Genomic DNA, 22464 nt, shown 5'->3' on the forward strand with positions numbered 1-22464 from the left:
TAGGTAGCAATATCAACTCACAATATATGGCTTGTTAACTTTAAAAAAAATTTTTTTTCGCACTACTTTGATCCAAACCGTTACGTTATTGCTTAGGTTTTATAGCGAATGTAATACGAGATAGAATTTGAACATTTTATTTATGGCTCATAAACTAATTAGCTTTAGCCGACTTTAAAGTCTTATATCGCTCCAATCATCTGTTTTAAATGGTGAGGCCGGTAAGCCGGCACCATTATATAAATTACCATCCGGATTATTTTGCCAATTATACCGCACGGCTACAGGATTTGATACCTCCGTACTGCTTACCACAACCTTGTTATTAACTATTGATGCCTGTGCCGCATGAAATTGCTTATCTGCCCCGGCAATCCAAAAACTTTTTAGCCCTTTGGTACCTTTACTTACCAGCCCACTTTCAGCATGCGAAAAAGCGAGAATTACCTGGTTATTTTTTATCTGCTGTGATAAGTATATGGGGCCACTGTAAACCATATTATCTTTATAATTTTTTGCTAATGCAATAACGGCTAACCTCCGGCCAACTTCTTGTTTATTCTTCGGGTGAATATTCGTGGGTTCGCCAATATCAATAGTTACTGCCATGCCGGTATAAGGTAGCTTTAAGGCGTTTAGCTGCGCGTACCTAAGCTCGGGCCAATCAGCAGCGGGTGGCTGGTCTGTTGCATTGTAATTAGCTATCTGGACAAAGTAAAAAGGAAGTTTGGGCTGATTAAATTTGGCCCGCCAGTCGTTAATTAGTAATGGGAATAAGTTTTTATATTGTTCGGCCCTATCTGCATTGCTCTCACCCTGATACCATATAACACCTTTGATACTAAATGAAAGTATCGGATTGATCATGGCATTATAAATTAATGTTGGCCGGTTTGGCGAGTTGGCCAAAACAGGCGGCTGTTCCAGTTTATCCAACGGAAGGGCTTTCTGATATATCCACTCTCCGTTAAGGTCAATTGTTTTTGAGGAATCAGTGGCTACCTGTATATCTAACGGCCCTTTATTTATGCCACCTAAGCCGCCATTGTCAAATACCCGTACGGCTATTATATTTTTACCGGCTTTAACCAATTTACCTGGCACAGTGTAATGCCGTGGGTAAACAAATAATTCGGTATGACCTATCTCCTGGCCGTTGAAATATGAAACATCATAATCATCTATACCTGTTAAATTTAGTTTCAGGTCCCTCCCAGCCCAATCAGTTGGAATATCAACAACCTTACGGAACCACATAGTGCCATCATAGTTATTATTACCTGCTTGTTCCCAATATATTGGCAATCGCATTTTAGGCCATCGGCTATCATTAAAATCCAATTGTGCCCATTCTGCTGAATTGTCTTTATATCCTGGATCATTTGCATTAATACTATCAATCCAACTGCGTACGTTTTTGTGATATTGATCTTCAATATCTTTCTGAGTAAGTCCTCCTTCTATCGACTTTACGAAATCCCTAAACTCAGGCATTGTTTTGAGAGCACTCCCGCTGGTCCACGCCTCGGCCACGGTGCCTCCCCAAGTATCATTGATAAGGCCGATCGGAATATGTTTAACATCATATATTTTCCTGGCAAAAAAGTAAGCCACGGCCGAAAACTCTTTCACATTTTCTGAATTACATTCCCGCCAGCCCCATTTAACAGGTACTTCCTGCTGCGGAATAAAATCAACCTTATTATCGATTTTGATCATCCGGATGGCGCTATACCTGGCCGCATCTTTAACTTCCTGCTCATTATTAAGAACACCGCCATAACCATTACTTACAGTCATCTCCATGTTTGACTGGCCGGAACATAGCCAAACTTCACCTATCAGGATATTACTAAGCGTCAGTAGCTCGCCATCATTAAAAGATATTTCATAAGGGCCACCATAAGCAGGTGTATTAATCCCGGTTTTCCATTTACCATTAGCAGCTACCTTTATCTGATATTTATGTTTATCCCAAGACGGGGTAATGAAAAGAAGGCTGCCTGGTTTTGCAGTTCCCCAAATGTTAGCTTTTGTTTTTTGCTGAAGCACCATATTGTTGGTAAAACAAGCTGCCGGAATTACTGAGGCTTGGCTGATATGATTAAACAATAAAATTAATAACAGTAGGTAACATCGCTTTGTAAACAGATAGAATATTTTCATATGCTTGGAACGGTATATTTTAATGAAAATAAGTTATTAAAACGGTTTAGCAAAATATTGGATAGCAATTTTTTATCACATTAACTTTGCTGGAATTATTTTGAATTACAGTTTAGCTATAGGCAGCCGGTATTTTACATCTTTTGTATTCACAATGAACACTTGTGAACATCCATGGACACTTGACCATAAAAATGATACAAAATCATGAAATAGAAATTACTTTATTTAAGCAGCAACTAAACTCTTACCTCATAATTTACATTAATACGCACATTTATAATGTATGCTTAGTTGTGCCTGTTCGCATAAGCTCATAAGACTCTCGCAAGTAAACGAATAATCCCGGCCAGATATCTTCTACCGATGCTATCCGGATGTGATTTTCAATTTTTTTTCCGGCAGTTACACTTTTACCACTGGTTTTTGAGGGTGTGCAACAGCAGAATGAAATTTAACGTTCAGCCACTTTTCGTCGGCCTGATGATAAGAAACCCTACCCTGCGGGTAAAGACAATACAGTTTGGCGTAACGCCTATTAAAACCTTCTCCCACTCTGCCACTTCAGCCAGTATTTTGTCAAATGCAAGCAGCAGTTCGGGCGATCTTCCCTCGAAAACACTGTCAAGGCTAACCCGCGCACAATAATGCCGATAGTCTTTCCATGGAAGTTCGCGATCACATTTGGGGCAGGTCCAGCTCACGCTTTATCTTAAATTTATAAAAATCACTGTGCCGCCAAGGGCCACCCTGATATTCCCATAGATCAAGGCCTGTAGCTTGAACGGCAAATGGTTGAAATCTTTGGCTCAATTCATCCAGCAACGCTTTCGAAGCCTCGACTGTCACCTTATTTTGAACAGTAATATGCGGTTTGAAACCTTGTCGGTCCTGGGCGGTCAGCACTTCCTGAAAACGAATACTTAAGTTCCGGTGCAGCGCCAACAGTTCGGCAGATATAAGTTCGTAAGCAACACCAGCACCTAAATGCCTCAAGCCGGTCACCTCCATTTCAAAAGGTTGCTGACAAACTTCATTCAAGCATTGCCGCGTTGTTGCTTCATTAGGCAACTGGTGAAATAAGGTCAAATGCGCTTTCAGGTAATTGCGCTCTGGTGGAAAATAACGCCGGCGCAGTTCATCGAAAAAAATTTGACTCTGTGCATCAAGCCGCAAAGTCAATATTAATGGTTTTTGTTTCGTCTGCATCTTTCTGAACAATATTTAACTTCCGTCCAAACCTTTTCCCACTTTTTTCGCCAGATAAACGGTTTTCCGCAGGCGGCGCACACCTTTTGCGGTAGGTTTTGTTTTTTAACCCCGTGCATGTTTCCAATCCTTTTTCATGGCCGCGTAAACCCAGTTTGCCTCTGCTTGTTTCCATTTGGTATAAAACACCTTAGCTGCTTCTGCTTTTTCCGGGTCGCCCGTCCCACGCTCCAGCAAAGCATAATCCCTCTGCGCATTATATTTTTTGCCGCCTTTGTAATTCGCATATCGCCGTGCCCTGGTATAGCCCATCTGCAAATACTTGCGCGCCATATCCGCACCCACAAATTCGCCGGATTTTAGATAGCCTTCAAACAGCTCAAAAATTTTAGTACTGCTTTCTTCTGCTATGGCTTTCGTTTTAAAACGCCAGTACTTACCTATCTCGCTCTTATAAGGTTCACATATCAATACCCCCTGCTCGCCTTTGCCTACCAGGTACAATTCCGGCCGCTGCCGATAGTCTATATCCGGCTTCCATGCATAGGTACTTACATCAAATTTCAGATAACTTGGCTGCTGCATTATTTACTCAACAAGCAATTACTGTGAATGTTGCAAGACCGTTTGCACAACGGCCAAAACCTTAGGTAAGTTGTTAAAAACAGTACAGTTTGTAGTACCTCACAATATACTTAACCATTAATTTAAAAAAGCCGTAATATTTATAAGAAAACTGCGTCTTATAAAAACCCTTATTAACAGATCTTATTAAAAAGTAATTAGAGTAAAATTCTTGATACAACTCTATGCTTATGCAACAATCAAGATACTTAAGCTATTTGAATACTAATTGTTGATAATTTTGTTGTCCCAATTTTTTTTAACTTTTAAGCTACTTCCAAAGCATAAGTTGAATAGTGTAATGTGATCAAAAAGGTTGAGCCATACAAAATTGTAACCTGCTTTTAAACTGGCCGGTTCATTAAAGTGCCTAAATAACCCTATATAATGGAAATTAAATACGTTACGTTGTATACACGTAACATGAATAATGAAGTAAAATTTTGTACAGATAAGCTTGGCTTTAAATTTTTAAAACGTACAAAGGTGCTTGATGAAAAAGAATGTGTAATACTAATAAATGCAAGCAACACCTTAGGGTTGATGCTTATTGAAAACGATCGAATAGATGATTTAAGTGTTACTGTGACGTTAAACACGAATGATTTTTTGAAAGATCATTTTGAATTAAAAAACCATGGCGTATCCTTTTTAGGTGAACCAGAATATACGCCAGCAGGCATTGCTGCCGCTTTTAAAGACCCGTCTGGTAACCATTGGATGTTAATTGAAGAACGTGATTACAGTAACATTTAACAGGAAATGGACTACTTGAAAACCCTCAGGAATAACAACAAAATATTCTTAAAAACAATTTATTTTAGTACTGATAAGCATATTGCTGATGATTTTACCATGAGATGCGTACTCACAGGTAATGAAAACTGCAATATAGGTTACCGCAACATTCTCTTGGATCCGGATTCGGTGCTGATTTTAAATAAAGGCACTTCTTATGCAAGTACTGTTAATTCAGAAGTGCCGGTAAAATCATTCAGCATTAGTTTTGACGAAAAGTTTATTACTGATTTTAATAACAGCATACGCTTAAATTCGAAGCAATTATTAGATGTAAAAGAAAATGCGACGCTGCTGAGTGAATTAAGAGAAACGCTTTATCCGTTTAAGGGCGATCTCAGATTGACAGTTTTGCATCTAAAGGATTACCTGGATAATAATGTAGTAAATGAAATGTTGATCAATGAGTATTTGCATCATTGTTTAATTACCTATAATAGCCTTTATAATAATGAAGTTTTAAAAAAAGCTGAGCAATTACATGTATTGAATCAGGCAACCCGGATAGAAGTTATCCGTCGGTTGAATATTGCAAAAGAAATTTTGTATAGTAATTATTATAGGAATATAAGTCTGGAAGAACTTGCCGAAAACGCCTGTTTATCCGTTAATCATTTACTCAGAACTTTTAAGCAGGCTTTTAACCAAACGCCTCATCAATATTTAACCGACATCAGATTAAGTAAAGCCCGATATATGTTAAAAAGGACCGATTGTCCGGTAAATGAAATTGCGAATACTATTGGCTTTGAAAGCACCAGCTCTTTTATCAGGCTTTTTAAGAAAAAGATGAGTACTACTCCGGTTGCTTACAGACAGACGGCTTAATCCTATTCAGAACTATTAAGTACATAACAGCATTGTTACTGTTTTTTAATGTCACTTTTTTTTATTGGTGATTTTAGCATATCCTGCCAAATTGGTAGCTATTATAATTGCCCACTTAATGGCTAAGAATGCAATCGCATAATTAGCCTTTCATTTTATCATAAATCATAATTAGATGAAAAAACTTCTACTTGTATGTTTGTGTTTGCTATTTTATTCTGCACAAATATTTGCGCAAACACATACCGTGACAGGCACGGTTACCGCACGGGAGGACGGCTCAACAATCCCAGGTGCATCCGTTACAATTAAAGGTACAACAACAGGTACCCAAACAGGTGTGGACGGTAAATACACTATCAATGCACCTGAAGGTGCTACTTTACAATTCACCTTTCTTGGGTACGATCCTCAAACTGTTGTTGTTAATAAAAACATAATAAATGTTGTGTTAACTTTAAACAGTAAACAGCTTGGCGAGGTTGTGGTAACCGGCCTTGGTATCAGCAAGGCTAAAAAAACCATTGGTTATGCACAAACTACCGTTAAGAACGAGGAGATCAACAGATCAGCATCCATCAATCCGGTAGGTGGTTTGCAAGGTAAAGTTGCAGGTGTAAACATTTCAAATGTTTCCGGTACTTCCGGGGGATCTACTAAAGTTATTTTACGCGGTTATACCTCTTTGGGTTCGTCTAACCAGCCTCTATACGTTATAGATGGCGTACCATTAACCAATGCACGAAGCGGATCAAGCGATAATTTTGACTTTGGAAATGGCGCAAATGATATCGACCCGAACCTTATAGATAACATTAGCTTCCTGAAAGGATCTGCAGCAAGTGCCATTTATGGTTCACGTGGTTCTAACGGCGTGGTTATTATTACTACCAAAAAAGGAAAGTCAGGCAAGCCTACGGTTGATTTTTCTTCAGGTACCACACTTACTGATGTAGCTTTTGTTTACAAGCCGCAGGAAACTTTTGGACAAGGCTGGGATGCGCACTTTATATTAAGTGAAAATGGTAATTGGGGCCCAAAATATGATGGTCAGCTTCGTCCCTGGGGCGCAATTGTTGACAATACTCAGTTATTGAAACCTTTTTCTTTTATAAAAAACAACGTAAGGGACACTTATGACAAAGGTATTGAGCTTAATAACAATATAACCGTAAGTGGCGGTAGCGATGCATCTACCTATCTGATGTCATATAATAACATTTATAGCGATGGCATCTTGCCTGGTAATGTTGATGGTTTCAGAAGAAATAATTTCTCTTTAAGAGGTACAACTACTTATAAAAACTTTTCTGCCGATGCATCTTTAAACTATGTTGCTAAAAACGGAAACTTTGTTAGTACCGGTCAAGGCCCTACAGGTGTAGGTACTACATTTTATGAAAACATTTTACAGATACCCGGTGATATACCTATAAAAGATCTTAGAGATTATAAGAACAAATATTTTAACGTTGATAACTACTACACTCCATTTGCAGAAAATCCGTATTACAATTTGTATGAAAACGGAAGTAAATTCAAAAGCGACCGTGTATATGGTAATATCAACTTAAATTACAAGATAACACCTTGGTTTACCGTACAATTGCAACAGAGTGCCGATGTAGCCAATTCTGGTGCCCGTATATGGTACAATTCAAATACTCCAAAACCAGGGAGTTGGGTAGGTGGCGCTAACCCCGAAGGTCAGTCAAGGAAACCTGACGTTGGTAGCGTGGAAGAAGATAACTTTCAGACCTATGAATACGATACTAAATTACAGGGCCTGTTTGTTAAGAAATTTAATTCTGACTTTGATATCAACGGCGTGATCGGTGCCAACTACAATGACAGGGGCGCACGTACACTTAGCACTGCAATTGAAGGATTAGCAATCCCCGGATTTTTCCAGCTATCTAACAGTGTTAATAAACCGTCCAGCGCAGAGGCAGAAAGCCACCGTCGTTTACTTGGCTTTTATGCGCAGGGTACTTTGGGGTACAGAGACTATCTGTATTTAACATTAACCGGCCGTAATGATATTACCTCGACACTGGCTACAGGTAACAATAGCTATTTTTATCCGGCTGCAAACGTTTCTTATATATTGTCACAGGCACTTGACCTGCGAAACAGCGCAGTAAGCTACGTTAAATTAAGAGGTAGTTACGGTGAAACAGGTAGTGACACCGACCCATATAATATCAGTAATATACTGACCGCTACAAACGTTGGACTTGGATTTGGTAACTTGGCATTTCCATTCCGAGGAGTTCCCGGCTTTTCTATAAGCAATACGTTATTAACCAATAATTTAAAACCCGAGCGTGTAAAAGAATTTGAATTAGGTGCCGAAATCAGGTTTTTGAACGACCGCCTTGGGTTAGATGCCACGGTTTATCAGCGTACCCGTCAGGATCAGATACTGGCTGTTCCTATAGCACCGGGTACAGGTTATACATCAGAGTTGGTTAACTTTGGTTCAGTACGTAACCGCGGTATTGAGATAGCCGTTAACGCTACGCCAGTTAAAACACCCAATGTAAGCTGGGACATTTCTTACACGTTTACGAAGAATCAAAGTATAGTAACCTCTCTTCCAGATGGGTTGGATAAGCTAATTCTTAATCAGGATGGTTACGGAGGATATATGGTAGCTATTAAAGGTCAGCCATTAGGTATATTGCAAGCCCCTGTTCCACAATACGATCCACAAGGACATATTGTGGTAGATTCTCAAGGTTATCCAATCACTGCAGCGGAAAACGGTAGCTACGGCAACTTTCAGCATGATTTTGTAATGGGCTTGAATAACACCATTAAAGTAAAAAACTTTGTGCTTGGCTTTACCTTAGAATGGGATAAAGGCGGTAAATTCTACTCCGGTACTGCAGACCTGTTCAACTTTGTTGGAGCAGATCCAAAAACTACTTATAACGATCGTAATCCGTTTGTTGTGCCTAATTCTGTACAAGCGGTTACTGACGCAGCCGGAAATACTACTTACGTAGAGAATACAACTCCAATAACTGAGGCTAACGTGGATGATTACTATTATACAACCTCAAACAAAGCACAAGCATGGTCAAGAGATATCCTGGACAGAAGTTTTATTAAACTTAGAGAGGTTACCTTGAACTATGTTTTGCCTAAAACGTTGGCTAATAAGATTGGTGCACAACGCGCAACTATCGGGCTTTACGGCCGTAACCTTATAACCTGGCTGCCTGCCGGTAACAAGGTGGTAGATCCTGAAGTATCAAATTATGGAACCGACCTTGCAAGTGAGTATGGTGAATTCAGAACTGCGCCACCATTAAGATACTACGGCGCTTCAGTAAAGGTTACATTCTAAACTATCGAATCATGAAGATCAACAATATAAAATTAAAAACATTAGTCACTGTTACTGCTGCTACGCTTTCATTTGGCTGCAGTAAGATAAATGATATAAATGTTAATCCTAATAACCCTGCAATTGACAAAGCTACCGCACAGGTGCTTTTCCCTTCGGCTGTCTTATCAACAGCAGGTAATGTTGGGGGCGAGCTTGATATAATAGGAGGCATTTGGTCACAGTACTGGACACAGTCGCCCGCTGCCAACCAGTTTAAAACAATAGACTCTTACAACCTGCAAAGGCAGGATTTTAACGGCACATACAACGGCCTGTTTTCAGGTGCGTTGGCAGATTATCAATTAGCAATAACTAAAGCCAAAGAAGCCGGCCAGTTTCCATTTTACTTAATGGCAACTGTAATGAAAGCCTACACTTATGAGATCCTGGTAGATTTATATGATAAGGTGCCTTATACTGAGGCATTCCAGGGTGCAGCTAATCTGCAACCAAAATTTGATGATGGTTATACGATCTATAAAGGTTTATTAGCTGAAATTGATGCAGCTTTAGCTACTAATTATAACGTAGCGTTAGTAGATGCAGACGCAAAGGCCGACTTTCTGTTTAGCGGAGATATGGACAACTGGCGCAAATTTGCAAATACCCTTAAATTAAAAATGTATTTACGCATGATAAACGCTCATCCTGCTGAAGCAGAAGCCGGCGTTCGTGCCCTTTACGCAGCCCAGGCAGACTTTTTAGATACTGATGCACGGGTAAATGTTTTTACAGATGCTACCGATCAGCGTAACCCAGTTTACGCTTATACTGTATTCAATCTGGGCGGACTCGACTTAAGAGCAAGTAAAACTTTTACAACCTGGTTAACAGAAAACAATGATCCACGTATAGTTGAGTATTTTGGTACCGAAACACCAACAGCAATTGATCAGGGATATTATAACGCACCACAATCTGCTCAACCAGGTTATTATACTGCTACCGCACCTAACTTTGGCCCAACTGACCCTGTTTATTTCCTTACAACAGCTGAATCTTACTTCCTTCAGGCAGAAGCAGCAGCAAGGTATAATGTAGGAAGCGCTTCATCGCTATTTGAGGCAGGTGTACAGGCAGCTTTTGACCAGTATGAATTAACGCCACCTACCGGCGAAGCATATCAATATCCTAACGGTACGCTGGAAGATAATATTCGTGCTATTATTTATCAAAAATGGGCGTCATATCCAAATTCACATACTATTGAAGGGTTCTTTGATCAGGAGCGCACCGGTTATCCGGAAATAAGCAAAGTCTATTCACTTGACATTAAATATGTTCCCGGAACATGGGTTTATTCAAAAAATGGCGTAACTGGTGGTAAGTTTCCTAAACGTCTTGTTTACCCGGATTCTGAAAGAACACGTAATTCAAACACGCCTCCAGAAGTACCAATCACTACACCAGTGTGGTGGGGCAAACAGTAATTATTATTAACACTTAAGATTTATGAAAAGATATTTAACTTATATTGTCATTATTTTTGCAGCAGTAATATTTGGATCCTGCGGTAAAGATTCTTTTGACTACAAGGAAGGGTACGTAGGCTCATCCAAGATTACTGTATATCCAATAATAACCGTCACAGGTGATGATTATATAGTTGTACCCAAAGGAACAGCTTATACCGACCCGGGAGCTACAGCTAAAGTTGGCAACGACAATGTGGACGTGGCTACAAAGTCGCCGGTTAATGTTAATGCCGCGGGTGTTTACACTATAACTTACAGTGCAACCAATAGCGATGGTTATTCGGCCACGGCAACAAGGCGCGTAGTGGTTTACTCAACAGATGCATCTGCCAAGAACAATGATTTTTCGGGCAACTATGCGCGTACTACCAATGGTTCTGTAGCAGAGTGGACTAAAATTGCTCCAGGCGTGTACTCCGTATTTAATCCGGGTGGAGCACCAGGCACTGACCTTACTGTCATTGTCTTCAACCAAACAGGTAACGAAGTTTATATCCCACAACAAAATGCGAGCGATGGCAGCCTTACCAGTTCATCAGATGAATCAAGCACACCTGGCCCTAATGGAACACTTACAAAATATAGTATGGTAATTGTAAATGCAGGTTACGGAGCCGCTGTCAGAACATTTAATAAACAATAATTGAATTGAAATGAAAAAAAGAAATATAATTGTAGGCATGCTGTTAGCTACAATGGGGGCAGCTTCCTTTAGTTCTTGCCAAAAAGATGAAAAAATTGGTGGAACTGCTGTTCAAAATCTATCCGGAGAGTACTGGATAAAAATAGATAACGGTGCCGATCCAACCGGTACTTTCGATGATTCGTACTACACGATATCTCTTTATAATACATCATCAAACAGAGCTGATAGTGTCTGGATAGACGATGGTTATGAATCTGCAACTGGTGTACCATTCTGGCAGATTAAAGGCAAAATTGCAGCCGATGCCAATAACCGCACATTTTCAGGAACTGATATTGCGAACCAGGAATATGATAGTAAATTCACCATTAAAAATGGGAAAATATTATCTAAAGCAGCTACGGCACCGGGTACTAAATTGAAAACAGACTCGATTTATTTTGAGATACAATTCAATGATGATCCGGTTCCCGGCACTATTCATAAAGTGGCAGGTTACGCGCGTACCCGCTTTGATGCAGACGATCACTATTGATTTTAAAAGCATTTGATTCTATAAAAATCCGGTTTGACTTAAGTTAACCGGATTTTTTATTGAAGTCACTTTGGTGACTATGGCATATCCTTACTTTATTATTTGCATTAGTTTCGCTTGATTTTAAATCGTTTGTCGATGATAAGATCAGTTAAGTTAGTTAGTTAATTAAAAGGTCATTTACGCAAGGTGAATGACCTTTTACCATTTAACAGCTTAATACAATGTTTAGCAAACTATTGAAATTTAAAAGGAAAACGAAACCTTAATGAAGGGTTGATCGTTGGAATCGATGCTTGTTTTAAAGGATTTTAAGGGCTAATGAAAGTAAGCCATCTTTATTGGTATAAATAAAAGAGCGTGCTAAGCGTAGTTTAAAATTATAAAGCATTAAATGTAATTTATAAATGCTTTTCTTTTCGCATCATACTCAAAAAGGCCGGCGTGATGCCTAAGTAGGTAGCAATATGTTTTTGTGCAATGCGGCTTTCCAACTTTGGATAAAGTTTCCGGAACTCAAGATAACGTTCCTCGGCAGTTTTAGATAAATTGGATGTGATGCGTTTTTGATACAGATCAAAGCCGTTTTGCGTGAGGATACGAAAAAACCGTTCAAATTTTGGTATGTCTACAAATAGCTTTTCCAGCCTGGATAAAGACATGTAGTATACTTCACTGTCCTCCAGTGCTTGTATGGTGTTAACTGCGGGTTTTTCTTTAAAGAAACTAACGATATCACAGGCCCACCAGTTTTCCGGATAAAAGCAGATGTTGTGCTCTATGCCTTCCTTGTCTGTATAAAACATGCGCAGGCAGCCCCGGTTTACAAAATAAATATGCCGGTCAATCTCTCCGGATTGCAATAGAAATGTGCGTTTAGCTACTAATTTATGCTGCAACAAAGCAAGCACTTTCTCCTGTTCAATAGAAGAAAGTGCTATATGCATGGCAAAGTTAGACAGGATTAATTTGTGCATAAGAGCAAGATAAAGCATTTATAGCTCAAATGGCGTGGTCATATATAAATTCAGCTCAGCAGTTGCTGCGAGGCGATGTGAATTGGCTATATCCTGATAGACATCACTTTCTGCAATAGTCTTAAATGCTTTTGCGCTGGGATACTCTACCAGTAATATCACCTCCCATGCTTCATTTTCCGGGGCAATTATGTTGGCTTCCACGTTACATGCCAATCTTAGTTTTACACCATTAATTCCTAATTCCTCAGTGACCTTACGAAAGGCAGGAAGATACGTTTTAAAGTAGTGTTCACGGTCTTTAAATTTAAGCATGTTTAACATTAGTACAGGTCCCTGTACTTCTTCAAATTCAGGTAATTTCATAACGTTTTAAATTTTAAAAAAAGCCAACAATGCGTGTAATGCGGTAATCGCTGTCAAACTCAAAGTAGTCCATACCTATCACCGGGTAACCTTCCGGCCGGATAGCTAACCAACGGAAACAACCGCTGTTATGATGCGTATCCGGTTCGCCAAGTACCTTAAATGTTCGTGAGCCCATCTGCTTATACGAGCTGATGATCAGATTAGTAATGGCGGCTTGTCCGGTAATAGTATCGGTCAGTCGGTCTGTGTAGGTAGCTTCCGGCGCCCAGCAACGGCCGATGCGCTCTTCGATGACTTCAGGCTCTGTTTCGTTCCAGGCACTTGTGTAAGTAAGAATGGTTTCTTCTATATTCTTTATGTTTTCCATAAAGCAAAGATCAAAGCCAGGGGACGTAAAAAAATTCAACTGGTTGAAGATTTTAAAATAGGGATTAAGCCAGACAGGCACAGGCTAAATAAAAAGGGCTGCTCGAAGTGGAGCAACCCTTTGAAGTTTTAAGACAATACCAGCGGAGAGAGAGGGATTCGAACCCCCGGACCTTTAACAGTCAACGGTTTTCAAGACCGCCGCAATCGACCACTCTGCCATCTCTCCGGGGACAAAAGTACAAATCCGGGGCGAATTGGCAAATTCGATGTTAACTTTTTTTTAATAAATTATAAGCAATTGATATTCAAAATATTATTTATCACCAATGTTGGATTTTCTGGTGCGAAAGGTATTAAATCGGGGTTTTTCTATTCTAATCGTACGCTTTGAAAGGTCAACACTGGCGTTTAATTCAAACCCAATCAGCAAAATCAGAGAGTTTAGGTAAAGCCAGATCATCACAACTATCAGTGTACCTATGGCGCCATATACGTTGTTATAGGATGAAAAGTTATTAGTGTAATAAGTAAATCCTATAGAAGTAATAATAGCCAGGGATGTAGCCAGTATAGAGCCAGGGTTCACAAACTTCCACTTTTGCTTATTAGCCGGCCCATAACGGTATAAAATAGCAATGCTTACAAAAAAAATAATCAGTATGATCAGCCAGCGGGATAGCGCTATCAGGAAAAACCAAAAATAAGCATCGCTATGTAGTTTATGTTGTATATAATGTATTACCCCCTGCCCTGCTATCATTATTACAATAGCTATTAGTAATGCCAAGCTTATTACTATAGTTAAAACAAGCGCTACCAGGCGCCTTTTAAACCATGTACGCGTTTCCAGTATCAGCGATGATTTATTGAAGGCCTGCATCAGGTTACTTACGCCGTTTGTAGCAAAATACAACGCGGATATGACGCCAATGGATAGTAACTGGCCGTGCTGTATTTTAATAATGTCTACTAAGGTTGTTTCAAAAGCCTCAAACGCGTTATGCGGCAGTATCAAAGCTATCAGGCTTAATAAGTAGTCTTGAAAATCTTTTACCGGTATATAGGCTATAAGCGTAAATAAAAAAATTATTGCCGGGAATAGCGCCAGCATAAAGTTATATGCCAGTGCAGCCGCACGGTTGGTTAACGAAGATTTTTGTATCTCCTCAATAAAAAATACAATAACCGTATAAAGTGGAAGCGGCCTGAAACCGGGAATATACACCGTTTTGGCCCAGTCGGTTATATACTGGTAAAACCTAAAATGAAGCAAAAAACGGTGTATCCATTTCATTATGGATAAAATTACTCAAAAAAAGGCTTCAGTTTTTCAATAAAATCCTGCGGGGGCAGGCACGGGCGATTGGTTTTCATGTTCACAAAGGCCAGCAGTGTTTCGCCAATGTGTATCAGTTCCTGCCGCTCGTTAAATAACTCATATCTGAAGTGAATTTTCACGCCCGGCATTTTATCCATCATTACATTGATAGTAATCTCCTCGTCATACCGTGCGGGCTTCAGGTACTTACATTTCATTTCCAGCACGGGCATCATTACGCCCTGCGCTTCCATCCCGCTGTAAGTAAGCCCCAGGCTACGCAGCATCTCTACACGGCCTACTTCAAAAAACTCGGCATAATTGCCATAGTACATATAACCCATCTGGTCGGTTTCGCCGTACCGCACCCTTAGTTTTGTCGCGTTCTGAAACATCAGCGTTTTATATTCCTTTCATTAAGCGCTTGCTGAAACTTGCGGGCGTTTATTTTATGCTCTGCCTCGTTATTGGCAAAGTTATGATAACCGCTAAAATCTTCCTTAGCGCACATATAAAGGTAATCGCTTTGTTTGGAGTTCAAAACCGCATCGATGGCAGCTACTGATGGCATCATTATAGGGCCGGGCGGCAAGCCAGTGTATAAGTAGGTATTGTATGGCGAATTAGTGACCAGGTAACGGTTAAGCACACGTTTTATGGTAAAATCTTTTACTGCAAATATAACCGTTGGGTCGGCCTGCAATTTCATCCCCCTTTTTAACCTGTTTAAGTATAGGCCCGCTATAGAAGGCATTTCATCGTCGTGCAAAGCCTCTGCATCAACAATAGATGCCAGGATAGAAACCTCCTGAGGTGACAGATTTAAAGCTTTTGCTTTTTCTTTTCGCCCGGGCGACCAAAATTTTTCATAATTGGCATACATTCGTTTAAAAAGTTTTTCGGGCGAGGTGTTCCAATACAATTGGTAAGTATTGGGGATGAACACGGTATAAATATTATCTGTAGTCAAACCGTATTGCTCTGCAAACTTAGCCGAATCAAGCAGGCGCAGCATCGATACCGAATCGGGTTCCAGTTTTTTGGCTACAAACCCCGCAAACTGCTCTTTGAGCCGGATATTATGAAACGAGAAATTAACCGGCTCCTGGTTACCGGCCTTCAACATGTTAATAAAGTTGCGGTTGCTCATGCCAGATGTAAGGCGGTATTTGCCCGGCTTGACATTGCGGTACTTCATGCTTTGTGCTGCATGTAAAAATGAGGTAGTATCCTTTACAATACCCTGTGAGGTGATGATTCTATATACATCATCAATGTTTGACCCCGTTTTAATATACAGGTATTGCTGCTTATCAGTAACGTTAGGGCCAAAAAAGCGCAGATAATAAAATACGCCTGTACCTATAAGTGATAGTACGATAATAACTACCAGCGCTATCAAAAATTTCTTCATATATCTATAGGAGGATGTCTTTTAAATTAAACCTTGTTTTTGCAGAGCTATCAAACCGCCTTTAAGGTTAAGTACATTCTTAAAACCATTTTCAAGTAATATCGCCTGAGCTGTTTTGCTTCTGATACCTGCACTGCAAATAACGATTATCTCATCTGTTTTGTTATAAGCTATATCGTCAATGTTCTGTTGTAATCTGTTTACCGGGATATTCAGCCCACCTATATTATACGTGTGATATTCGATGGCTTCGCGTACATCCAGAATATCTAACCGTTCGTCACGTTGAAGCCGCTGATATAATTCAGAAGCGTTAATACTGCACATCTGATGCCTTACCCTGTGAAACTGTTAAATTAATACGAGTGCCAATACTGGTTGTACTCAGCGAATCGCTTTTCATTGGCGATTGAGATACGACTACAACATTTGTAGAATCGGTAATGGTACCTTCATATGTAATTGTTCCTACCGTTAGTTTAGCTCCGCGGATAGCAAATTTAGCAGCATCCAGATCCAGGTTTACCAATTCGGGGATCTCTACCTCGCTTGCACCCTCGCCATTACCCAATACCAAATCCACTTTTGAACCTTTTGGTAATTTTGCGCCGGGCTTAATTACCTGCCCGCCAAACCGTACTTCCAGTACCCTGTCGCGGGCAATATCAGATACATAAGTAGTATCACCTATTTTTAGACCATAATTAGATAAAGTAGCCACCGCCTCCCGGTAAATGTTTTGTTCCGTAATTACATCGGGCAGGGCAACATCCGGCGCCTGCTGGGTCACCATTGTAAGATATATGGTACGGTTCTCCTTTACATTTGTACCGGCGTCCGGGTCCTGCTCTACAATGGTACCCGGGGCTTGGTCGGCAATAAACACAGAGTCGATTTTATAGCTAAAGCCTTGTTCCTTTAATAGCTCCATGGCTTTATCAACATTAAGGCCCTTTAAACGCGGCACAGGTATACCTTTGCCGTGGCGTGTATAATAGCTAAGACTAAAAAAAGCGATCAGCACAATGCTGATAGTAGTAGCTATTATTAATAGAACCGTGTTTCTGAAATGTCTTGTTTTTAAATAAGCCAAAAAATTGCTCATGTCGGTTAATAAGAAATTTACCTTTCAAACATAGTGAATTGCGGGCGCAAATATAGCCTTTGTTACTAATTTAGATACGGAGCACAATTTCTATAAACGTATACAATCCTTATTTAGCCCTACCACCAATCATATATGCCAATGATTTTTTTCCATTTGTCCACCTTTTCCACCTCAACCTAATCACCTATCTTTGGCTATCATGAAACCCATTACAGTAGCGCTCCTGGCCGGCGGTTATACCGGTGAATATGAAGTATCCATAAACAGTGCAAAAAACATTGCGAATAACCTGGATGCTTCAAAATATAAAGTTTACACCATACTTATTAACCGCGACTCTTGGGTTTATGAAGATAACGGCAACGCGGTAGAAATTGATAAAAACGATTTTAGCCTGCCACTGGGTAACGAAAAGATTAAATTTGATTTTGCCTTTATCACAGTACACGGCACCCCGGGTGAGGATGGAAAGCTACAGGGCTATCTGGATATGATAGGTATACCTTACAACACCTGTGATGCAACAACCTCAGCCATCACCATGAACAAGGCTTATACCAAAGCCATTGTTAACGGCATACATGGCTTAAACACGGCAAAATCTGTCCAGTTGCATCAGAAAGATGAGCATGATACGGCTACCATCGCAGCAAATTTAAGGTTCCCGCTTTTTGTAAAGCCAAACAATGGCGGCAGCAGCGTGGGCATGAGCAAGGTTTACAATGTAAGCGGTCTGCACGATGCCATCGAGAAGGCTTTTAAGGAAGACGACCAGATCTTGATAGAAGAGTTTATAAAAGGCCGCGAATTTAGTATAGGTATAGCACGCCTTAACGGTAAGCTGATAGTTTTACCTGCTACAGAGATCATCAGTTCTAAAGACTTTTTTGATTATGACGCTAAATATACACCTGGCGTGACCAATGAAGTTACTCCTGCCGATTTACCTGAAGAAAAGAACCGCGAAATAGCAGAGATTGTAAAGCAGGTTTACCTACGCCTTAATTGCCGCGGAATGGCACGGCTGGACTTTATACTTTTAGAAGGCACCAACGACTTTTATTTCATAGAGATCAACACAACACCAGGGCAGTCGGCTAATAGTTTAGTGCCTCAGCAGGTACGTGCCGCCGGCATGAACGTGGGCGAATTTTACGGACAACTGATAGATGGCGCATTATAGAGAGGCGCTGCTTCACATAAAATTAGTTTGAATTATGTAACTTTGCCTTATGGCAGGTACAGAAACACTCGAAGATTTTTATCAGAATAAATTCAACTGGCTTCCGGATAATTTAGGTAACGACATCGGGCACTTCAATGTATTCGACCTGGAAGAATGTCGTAAACCGGATGCCGCGCCTATTAAATACAGCCGCCGCGATTTTTACAAGATCAGCCTTACCCGCGGCAGGCACATTATTCATTACGCCGATAAAAGCATCGAGATCAAAGGTTCTACACTACTCTTCTTCAACCCGAATGTAGCCTATACCATTGAACATCTGGATTATAGTAACACAGGATACTTTTGCATCTTCAGAGAGGCATTTTTTCAGGAGACACTCAGGGGCAGTATTCATGAATTGCCTATGTTTTCTATTAACGGGACACCCTCTTATTCACTTACTGCAGAACAGGATGATGAGATAGCAAAGATTTTTGTAAAAATGGTTGGCGAGATCAAAACCGAATACCGCTACAAGTATGATCTGCTGCGCAATTACGTGACGGAGCTGATTCACTATGCCTTAAAAATGCAGCCCAACGAAACGCTGTACCACCACACAGATGCCAACTCGCGTATCACAGCCATATTTACAGAGTTACTTGAACGTCAGTTCCCAATTGAAACGCCTGCGCAGCGGTTCAGTATGCGTTCGGCAAGTGATTTTGCCAATCACCTGGCAGTACACGTCAATCATTTAAACCGTGCTGTAAGGCAAACTACGGGTAAAACAACTACTCACCATATTACCGACAGGTTGGTGAGCGAAGCAAAAGCCCTGCTTAAACATACTAACTGGAATGTATCAGAAATTGGCTACAGCTTAGGTTTTGATGAACCCGCTCATTTCAATAACTTTTTCAAAAAACAAACCACACTCACTCCCACCAGCTTCAGAATTGTTTGAATTTTGTAAGTATTGGTTTGATAAACGCAACCGCTTGCCCTGGCTGCTTCCCTAATTTTGTACCATTAAATTACGATGGCAAAGATTATGGAAAACAAGAAAACATGGTTTATAACAGGCGCCTCTAAGGGGTTTGGGCTCGCACTGGTTAAGCAATTGCTGGCCGCAGGCGAAAATGTAGCTGCCACGTCGAGAACGATCAAAGCTTTACAGGATGCGGTTGATACAACTTCTCAGAACTTTTTACCGCTTGAAGTGGATCTTACCGATGAATGCAGTGTTGAAGATGCATTGATGCTGGCCCATCAAACATTTAACCGTATTGATGTAGTAATAAATAATGCCGGTTATGGCATAGGTGGTAGTATTGAAGAATTAACTGACCGTGAAGTGCGTGATAGCTTTGATGTAAACGTTTTCGGCATGTTAAACGTGATACGCAGAGTAATGCCCTACCTACGCAAGCAACAATCCGGGCATATCATCAATATCTCATCTATAGCAGGTATTACAGGTGTTACCGGCTGGGCGGTTTATGCGGCCACAAAATTTTCGGTGATAGGATTATCAGAAGTATTGGCCGATGACGTACGCGATTTTGGTGTTAAAGTTACTGTAGTAGCACCGGGAGCTTTCCGTACCAGCTTTCTTACAGATGAATCATTAGTATTAGCAAAAAAACCGATGGAAGAATACAAAAATGTACGCGAAACACACCAGCGTTTCCAAAACATGAATGGAAATCAGGCTGGCGATCCTGAGAAGGCAGCCAAAGCTATAATTGATGTAGCAAACAGCGAAAACCCGCCTTTATACCTATTGCTTGGTGCTGATGCCTATGAGCGGGCAATGAGCAAACTGGATAAACTGGAGAAAGAATTCAAACTGAACGAAGCAATCAGCAAGGCAATGGCTTACGGCGCCTGATAAAATCAAAAGCCGGACATGTAACCTGTCTGGCTTTTTACACTGCTATGCATCTTAACCCAATCAGCACAGCATTAAAATGTAAGGCCTTCCGTTTTAATAATCAAAAGCTCTTCTTATACCTAACTCCAGTCCGCGCAGTTCGGCTAAGCCTCGTAACCGGCCTATGGCCGAATAGCCGGGGTTGGTTTTCTTATACAAGTCATCCAGCATTTTATGGCCATGATCTGGCCGGAAAGGCATACTTATATCTGTTCTGCCTTCGGCAATACGTTGCCTTTTTTCTTCCAGCAATGCTTTCATAACAGCGTACATATCTACGTCGCCCGCCAGATGGTCGGCTTCATGGAAGTTTCCAAGTTCATCCCGCTTGGTACTGCGCAGATGAATGAAATGTATCCGGTCGCCGAGCCGTTTAACCATGCCGGGCAAATCATTACTTTTAATAACGCCGAATGATCCGGTACAAAAGGTAAGGCCATTATTGGGGCTGTCAACAGCGTCATAAATATCAATTATATCCTGCTCATTACTAACCACCCGGGGCAAACCCAGTATAGGGTAAGGCGGGTCATCCGGATGAATGCACATCAGTACGCCTGCCTGCTCTGCTGCCGGGATAACCTGCTGCAGAAAATAAGCCAGGTTATTTTTAAGGGCTTTTGCATCAATATCATGATATGATGCAAGCACTTGTAAAAACTCATTGAGGCTATAACCCTCTTCGGCGCCTGGTAAACCGGCAATAATGTTCAGTGTAAGCTGTTGTTTCGCCTCATCGCTTAAGCTTTCATAATACGCTTTTGCGGCCCGGCTTATATTGTCTGGATAACTGGCTTCAGCATTAGGACGTTTAAGAATATGAATATCAAAAGCGGCAAAAGCGCCCATGTCAAAACGCAGTGCGGTTGAGCCATCGGGCATAGGGTAATTAAGATCGGTCCGTGTCCAGTCGAGCACCGGCATAAAATTATAACAAACAATATTAACACCGCATTTCCCAAGATTAAGCAACGATTGTTTGTAATTTTCTATGTATAGCTCATAATTACCGGTCTGTTTCTTGATATCCTCATGTACCGGCACACTCTCCACCACAGACCAGGTTAGCCCTGCATCCTCGATAATTCTTTTCCGTTCGATAATATCATCGACCGGCCAGATCTCGCCGTTGGGTATATGATGTAAGGCGGTTACAACACCCGTAGCGCCCGCCTGTTTAATATCACTCAAAGATACCGGATCTTTAGGCCCGAACCATCGCCATGTTTGCTCCAAACTCATGCATTTGATTTTTTATGATAAATTAAGCGTTATAGTGTATAATTGTCAATCTTTGTTTATAAAATCCAGACGATACCAGTATTGGTTTTACACAACGCCTACATATGCTTATCTTGCGGTCTTTATTTTAATCACCATTTTTTTCACCACATCATATCCAGCCACTTTGATATTGGGGCGATGTGCATCCTGAGGAAAGAACAGAAAAAAGATACCCGGTTCCGCGGTATAGTATTTACCTTCTGCTCTATAGTTAGCTACATCTTTTGCCGCATCATACGGTTTGGTTACAGTTGCCGTAGCTATATCTGCAACGCCAATCTGTTCTTTGCCGTTAATTACATACTGCAAATCAATATAATTTTTATGCGACTCCCAATTGGCATTATCCAGTTCTTTAGAGGGCGACCGGGTAATGTTTGCATAGGCATTTTCACCATCTATCTATAGGATATTTGCCCGGCGCAAGGGTATTCAGATCCTGCTCTTTAATAAATTGGAAAACCTTATCCCATACAGTTCTGTTGGCGTGGTATTGCCTGTAAAACTCAATTGTATTAGTTGATTGGTGCAGCTTCAGATCGGTGCCTCCACTCCAACTTTTTGCTTTAGCCCATTCGGTGGCCATTTCTTGAGTGACATTATCTTTTACCTGTGCATAGATAACTGGCGTAATGCCTTGCAGGATAAAACATATGGCAAACAACCGGATTAAATACTTAGTTGTCATTATAGTTAATTTTTGGTAAACGGCAAACCGTCTATATTAATCATTACATACCGATCAATTATCAATTATACGATGTAATGCGATATATTATTCAAATTTTAACTAACTATTTCCACGATAAATTTTAGTAAGTGTCAAAAAAGATCAAGACAACA

The 22464-nt window shown here is 40.5% G+C and carries 25 protein-coding genes and 1 tRNA gene; 9 read left to right on the forward strand and 17 right to left on the reverse strand.

The features are described 5' to 3' along the window. Window positions 1-174 precede the first annotated feature (174 nt). The 5 genes from ACFQZX_RS00710 to ACFQZX_RS00730 form a co-directional block, all read right to left on the reverse strand. A complete protein-coding gene (locus ACFQZX_RS00710) occupies window positions 175-2055 on the reverse strand; it encodes a sialate O-acetylesterase (protein ID WP_377110824.1) in 1881 nt (626 codons plus the stop codon). A 572-nt stretch (window positions 2056-2627) separates the two neighbouring features. Further along, window positions 2628-2870: a hypothetical protein gene (locus ACFQZX_RS00715; protein WP_377110825.1), complete on the reverse strand. Its 243-nt coding sequence runs from the start codon at window positions 2868-2870 to the stop codon at window positions 2628-2630. Continuing rightward, window positions 2845-3375 (reverse strand): 2'-5' RNA ligase family protein, encoded by a 531-nt coding sequence (locus ACFQZX_RS00720; protein ID WP_377110826.1) that lies wholly within the window; start codon window positions 3373-3375, stop codon window positions 2845-2847. Before ACFQZX_RS00720 ends, ACFQZX_RS00715 begins: the two co-directional genes overlap by 26 nt. Further along, complete coding sequence (locus tag ACFQZX_RS00725) at window positions 3351-3494, reverse strand: DUF2256 domain-containing protein (RefSeq protein ID WP_377110827.1); 144 nt, start codon at window positions 3492-3494, stop codon at window positions 3351-3353. The genes ACFQZX_RS00720 and ACFQZX_RS00725 overlap by 25 nt, the downstream gene beginning before the upstream one ends. Continuing rightward, entirely contained in the window at window positions 3481-3960 is a 480-nt protein-coding gene (locus ACFQZX_RS00730) for a DUF4385 domain-containing protein (protein ID WP_377110828.1), read from the reverse strand. Before ACFQZX_RS00730 ends, ACFQZX_RS00725 begins: the two co-directional genes overlap by 14 nt. Window positions 3961-4386: 426 nt before the next feature. On the opposite strand from ACFQZX_RS00730, the gene ACFQZX_RS00735 reads away from it, so the two are divergent. The 6 genes from ACFQZX_RS00735 (at window position 4387) to ACFQZX_RS00760 (ending at window position 11678) form a co-directional block, all read left to right on the forward strand. Next, the gene (locus ACFQZX_RS00735; RefSeq protein WP_377110829.1) at window positions 4387-4755 is read left to right on the forward strand and encodes a VOC family protein; all 369 of its coding nucleotides are present in this window, start codon (window positions 4387-4389) and stop codon (window positions 4753-4755) included. A 6-nt stretch (window positions 4756-4761) separates the two neighbouring features. Continuing rightward, window positions 4762-5625 carry a helix-turn-helix transcriptional regulator gene (locus ACFQZX_RS00740; protein WP_377110830.1) on the forward strand — a complete coding sequence of 288 codons (864 nt, stop codon included), beginning with the start codon at window positions 4762-4764 and terminating at the stop codon, window positions 5623-5625. 175 nt (window positions 5626-5800) lie between these two features. Next, window positions 5801-8980, forward strand: coding sequence for a SusC/RagA family TonB-linked outer membrane protein (locus ACFQZX_RS00745; protein WP_377110831.1), 3180 nt, complete (start codon window positions 5801-5803; stop codon window positions 8978-8980). A gap of 11 nt (window positions 8981-8991) precedes the next feature. After that, window positions 8992-10452, forward strand: a complete 1461-nt coding sequence (locus ACFQZX_RS00750) for a SusD/RagB family nutrient-binding outer membrane lipoprotein (protein WP_377110832.1) — start codon at window positions 8992-8994, stop codon at window positions 10450-10452. A gap of 22 nt (window positions 10453-10474) precedes the next feature. Further along, window positions 10475-11140, forward strand: a complete 666-nt coding sequence (locus tag ACFQZX_RS00755; protein WP_377110833.1) for a DUF5011 domain-containing protein — start codon at window positions 10475-10477, stop codon at window positions 11138-11140. A 10-nt stretch (window positions 11141-11150) separates the two neighbouring features. Further along, window positions 11151-11678, forward strand: a complete 528-nt coding sequence (locus ACFQZX_RS00760; RefSeq protein ID WP_377110834.1) for a lipid-binding protein — start codon at window positions 11151-11153, stop codon at window positions 11676-11678. Between the two features lie 401 nt (window positions 11679-12079). On the opposite strand, the gene ACFQZX_RS00765 is transcribed toward ACFQZX_RS00760, so the two are convergent. The 9 genes from ACFQZX_RS00765 to ACFQZX_RS00805 all read right to left on the reverse strand — a co-directional run bounded on the left by ACFQZX_RS00765 (window position 12080) and on the right by ACFQZX_RS00805 (window position 17230). Then, window positions 12080-12655, reverse strand: a complete 576-nt coding sequence (locus ACFQZX_RS00765) for a Crp/Fnr family transcriptional regulator (RefSeq protein ID WP_377110835.1) — start codon at window positions 12653-12655, stop codon at window positions 12080-12082. Window positions 12656-12673: 18 nt separating this feature from the next. After that, the gene (locus ACFQZX_RS00770) at window positions 12674-13021 is read right to left on the reverse strand and encodes a hypothetical protein (RefSeq protein WP_377110836.1); all 348 of its coding nucleotides are present in this window, start codon (window positions 13019-13021) and stop codon (window positions 12674-12676) included. A gap of 13 nt (window positions 13022-13034) precedes the next feature. Beyond that, window positions 13035-13391: an isomerase gene (locus tag ACFQZX_RS00775; protein ID WP_377110837.1), complete on the reverse strand. Its 357-nt coding sequence runs from the start codon at window positions 13389-13391 to the stop codon at window positions 13035-13037. A gap of 143 nt (window positions 13392-13534) precedes the next feature. Further along, a tRNA-Ser gene (locus ACFQZX_RS00780) sits at window positions 13535-13619 on the reverse strand. An 87-nt stretch (window positions 13620-13706) separates the two neighbouring features. Continuing rightward, a complete protein-coding gene (locus ACFQZX_RS00785) occupies window positions 13707-14687 on the reverse strand; it encodes a YihY/virulence factor BrkB family protein (RefSeq protein ID WP_377110838.1) in 981 nt (326 codons plus the stop codon). An 11-nt stretch (window positions 14688-14698) separates the two neighbouring features. Beyond that, window positions 14699-15106 (reverse strand): acyl-CoA thioesterase, encoded by a 408-nt coding sequence (locus tag ACFQZX_RS00790; protein WP_377110839.1) that lies wholly within the window; start codon window positions 15104-15106, stop codon window positions 14699-14701. After that, window positions 15106-16125: an endolytic transglycosylase MltG gene (mltG, locus tag ACFQZX_RS00795; protein WP_377110840.1), complete on the reverse strand. Its 1020-nt coding sequence runs from the start codon at window positions 16123-16125 to the stop codon at window positions 15106-15108. The genes ACFQZX_RS00790 and mltG overlap by 1 nt, the downstream gene beginning before the upstream one ends. Before the next feature lie 21 nt (window positions 16126-16146). Beyond that, window positions 16147-16452 (reverse strand): rhodanese-like domain-containing protein, encoded by a 306-nt coding sequence (locus tag ACFQZX_RS00800; protein ID WP_377110841.1) that lies wholly within the window; start codon window positions 16450-16452, stop codon window positions 16147-16149. Continuing rightward, window positions 16439-17230, reverse strand: a complete 792-nt coding sequence (locus tag ACFQZX_RS00805) for a PASTA domain-containing protein (protein ID WP_377110842.1) — start codon at window positions 17228-17230, stop codon at window positions 16439-16441. Before ACFQZX_RS00805 ends, ACFQZX_RS00800 begins: the two co-directional genes overlap by 14 nt. 202 nt (window positions 17231-17432) lie before the next feature. Between ACFQZX_RS00805 and ACFQZX_RS00810 the strand changes: the two genes are divergently transcribed. From ACFQZX_RS00810 to ACFQZX_RS00820, 3 genes are all read left to right on the forward strand, one after another. Next, window positions 17433-18416: a D-alanine--D-alanine ligase gene (locus tag ACFQZX_RS00810; protein WP_377110843.1), complete on the forward strand. Its 984-nt coding sequence runs from the start codon at window positions 17433-17435 to the stop codon at window positions 18414-18416. Window positions 18417-18465: 49 nt separating this feature from the next. After that, window positions 18466-19368, forward strand: a complete 903-nt coding sequence (locus ACFQZX_RS00815; protein ID WP_377110844.1) for a helix-turn-helix domain-containing protein — start codon at window positions 18466-18468, stop codon at window positions 19366-19368. Window positions 19369-19443: 75 nt separating this feature from the next. Further along, the gene (locus tag ACFQZX_RS00820; protein WP_377110845.1) at window positions 19444-20295 is read left to right on the forward strand and encodes an oxidoreductase; all 852 of its coding nucleotides are present in this window, start codon (window positions 19444-19446) and stop codon (window positions 20293-20295) included. Between the two features lie 96 nt (window positions 20296-20391). Here the strand turns inward: ACFQZX_RS00820 and uxuA are convergent, their stop codons facing one another. From uxuA to ACFQZX_RS00835, 3 genes are all read right to left on the reverse strand, one after another. Next, window positions 20392-21579, reverse strand: a complete 1188-nt coding sequence (gene uxuA, locus ACFQZX_RS00825) for a mannonate dehydratase (protein WP_377110846.1) — start codon at window positions 21577-21579, stop codon at window positions 20392-20394. A gap of 108 nt (window positions 21580-21687) precedes the next feature. Further along, entirely contained in the window at window positions 21688-22023 is a 336-nt protein-coding gene (locus ACFQZX_RS00830; protein WP_377111276.1) for a YhcH/YjgK/YiaL family protein, read from the reverse strand. Further along, window positions 22013-22309, reverse strand: a complete 297-nt coding sequence (locus tag ACFQZX_RS00835; RefSeq protein ID WP_377110847.1) for a hypothetical protein — start codon at window positions 22307-22309, stop codon at window positions 22013-22015. The genes ACFQZX_RS00830 and ACFQZX_RS00835 overlap by 11 nt, the downstream gene beginning before the upstream one ends. Window positions 22310-22464: the final 155 nt, after the last annotated feature.

The sequence above is a fragment of the Mucilaginibacter litoreus genome, assembly GCF_042676805.1.
In the GTDB taxonomy this organism is placed as follows: domain Bacteria; phylum Bacteroidota; class Bacteroidia; order Sphingobacteriales; family Sphingobacteriaceae; genus Mucilaginibacter; species Mucilaginibacter litoreus.

Bases quoted from the DNA above. Each gene is read 5' to 3' on its own strand.
- ACFQZX_RS00745 (WP_377110831.1), top strand. From the start codon at position 5,801: ATGAAAAAACTTCTACTTGTATGTTTGTGTTTGCTATTTTATTCTGCA.
- ACFQZX_RS00760 (WP_377110834.1), top strand. From the start codon at position 11,151: ATGAAAAAAAGAAATATAATTGTAGGCATGCTGTTAGCTACAATGGGG.
- ACFQZX_RS00790 (WP_377110839.1), bottom strand. From the start codon at position 15,106: ATGTTTCAGAACGCGACAAAACTAAGGGTGCGGTACGGCGAAACCGAC.
- ACFQZX_RS00740 (WP_377110830.1), top strand. From the start codon at position 4,762: ATGGACTACTTGAAAACCCTCAGGAATAACAACAAAATATTCTTAAAA.
- ACFQZX_RS00815 (WP_377110844.1), top strand. From the start codon at position 18,466: ATGGCAGGTACAGAAACACTCGAAGATTTTTATCAGAATAAATTCAAC.
- ACFQZX_RS00720 (WP_377110826.1), bottom strand. From the start codon at position 3,375: ATGCAGACGAAACAAAAACCATTAATATTGACTTTGCGGCTTGATGCA.
- ACFQZX_RS00765 (WP_377110835.1), bottom strand. From the start codon at position 12,655: ATGCACAAATTAATCCTGTCTAACTTTGCCATGCATATAGCACTTTCT.
- ACFQZX_RS00820 (WP_377110845.1), top strand. From the start codon at position 19,444: ATGGCAAAGATTATGGAAAACAAGAAAACATGGTTTATAACAGGCGCC.
- ACFQZX_RS00785 (WP_377110838.1), bottom strand. From the start codon at position 14,687: ATGAAATGGATACACCGTTTTTTGCTTCATTTTAGGTTTTACCAGTAT.
- ACFQZX_RS00725 (WP_377110827.1), bottom strand. From the start codon at position 3,494: ATGCACGGGGTTAAAAAACAAAACCTACCGCAAAAGGTGTGCGCCGCC.
- ACFQZX_RS00750 (WP_377110832.1), top strand. From the start codon at position 8,992: ATGAAGATCAACAATATAAAATTAAAAACATTAGTCACTGTTACTGCT.
- ACFQZX_RS00755 (WP_377110833.1), top strand. From the start codon at position 10,475: ATGAAAAGATATTTAACTTATATTGTCATTATTTTTGCAGCAGTAATA.
- mltG (WP_377110840.1), bottom strand. From the start codon at position 16,125: ATGAAGAAATTTTTGATAGCGCTGGTAGTTATTATCGTACTATCACTT.
- uxuA (WP_377110846.1), bottom strand. From the start codon at position 21,579: ATGAGTTTGGAGCAAACATGGCGATGGTTCGGGCCTAAAGATCCGGTA.
- ACFQZX_RS00810 (WP_377110843.1), top strand. From the start codon at position 17,433: ATGAAACCCATTACAGTAGCGCTCCTGGCCGGCGGTTATACCGGTGAA.
- ACFQZX_RS00775 (WP_377110837.1), bottom strand. From the start codon at position 13,391: ATGGAAAACATAAAGAATATAGAAGAAACCATTCTTACTTACACAAGT.
- ACFQZX_RS00710 (WP_377110824.1), bottom strand. From the start codon at position 2,055: ATGGTGCTTCAGCAAAAAACAAAAGCTAACATTTGGGGAACTGCAAAA.
- ACFQZX_RS00735 (WP_377110829.1), top strand. From the start codon at position 4,387: ATGGAAATTAAATACGTTACGTTGTATACACGTAACATGAATAATGAA.
- ACFQZX_RS00770 (WP_377110836.1), bottom strand. From the start codon at position 13,021: ATGAAATTACCTGAATTTGAAGAAGTACAGGGACCTGTACTAATGTTA.
- ACFQZX_RS00835 (WP_377110847.1), bottom strand. From the start codon at position 22,309: ATGACAACTAAGTATTTAATCCGGTTGTTTGCCATATGTTTTATCCTG.
- ACFQZX_RS00805 (WP_377110842.1), bottom strand. From the start codon at position 17,230: ATGAGCAATTTTTTGGCTTATTTAAAAACAAGACATTTCAGAAACACG.
- ACFQZX_RS00800 (WP_377110841.1), bottom strand. From the start codon at position 16,452: ATGTGCAGTATTAACGCTTCTGAATTATATCAGCGGCTTCAACGTGAC.
- ACFQZX_RS00730 (WP_377110828.1), bottom strand. From the start codon at position 3,960: ATGCAGCAGCCAAGTTATCTGAAATTTGATGTAAGTACCTATGCATGG.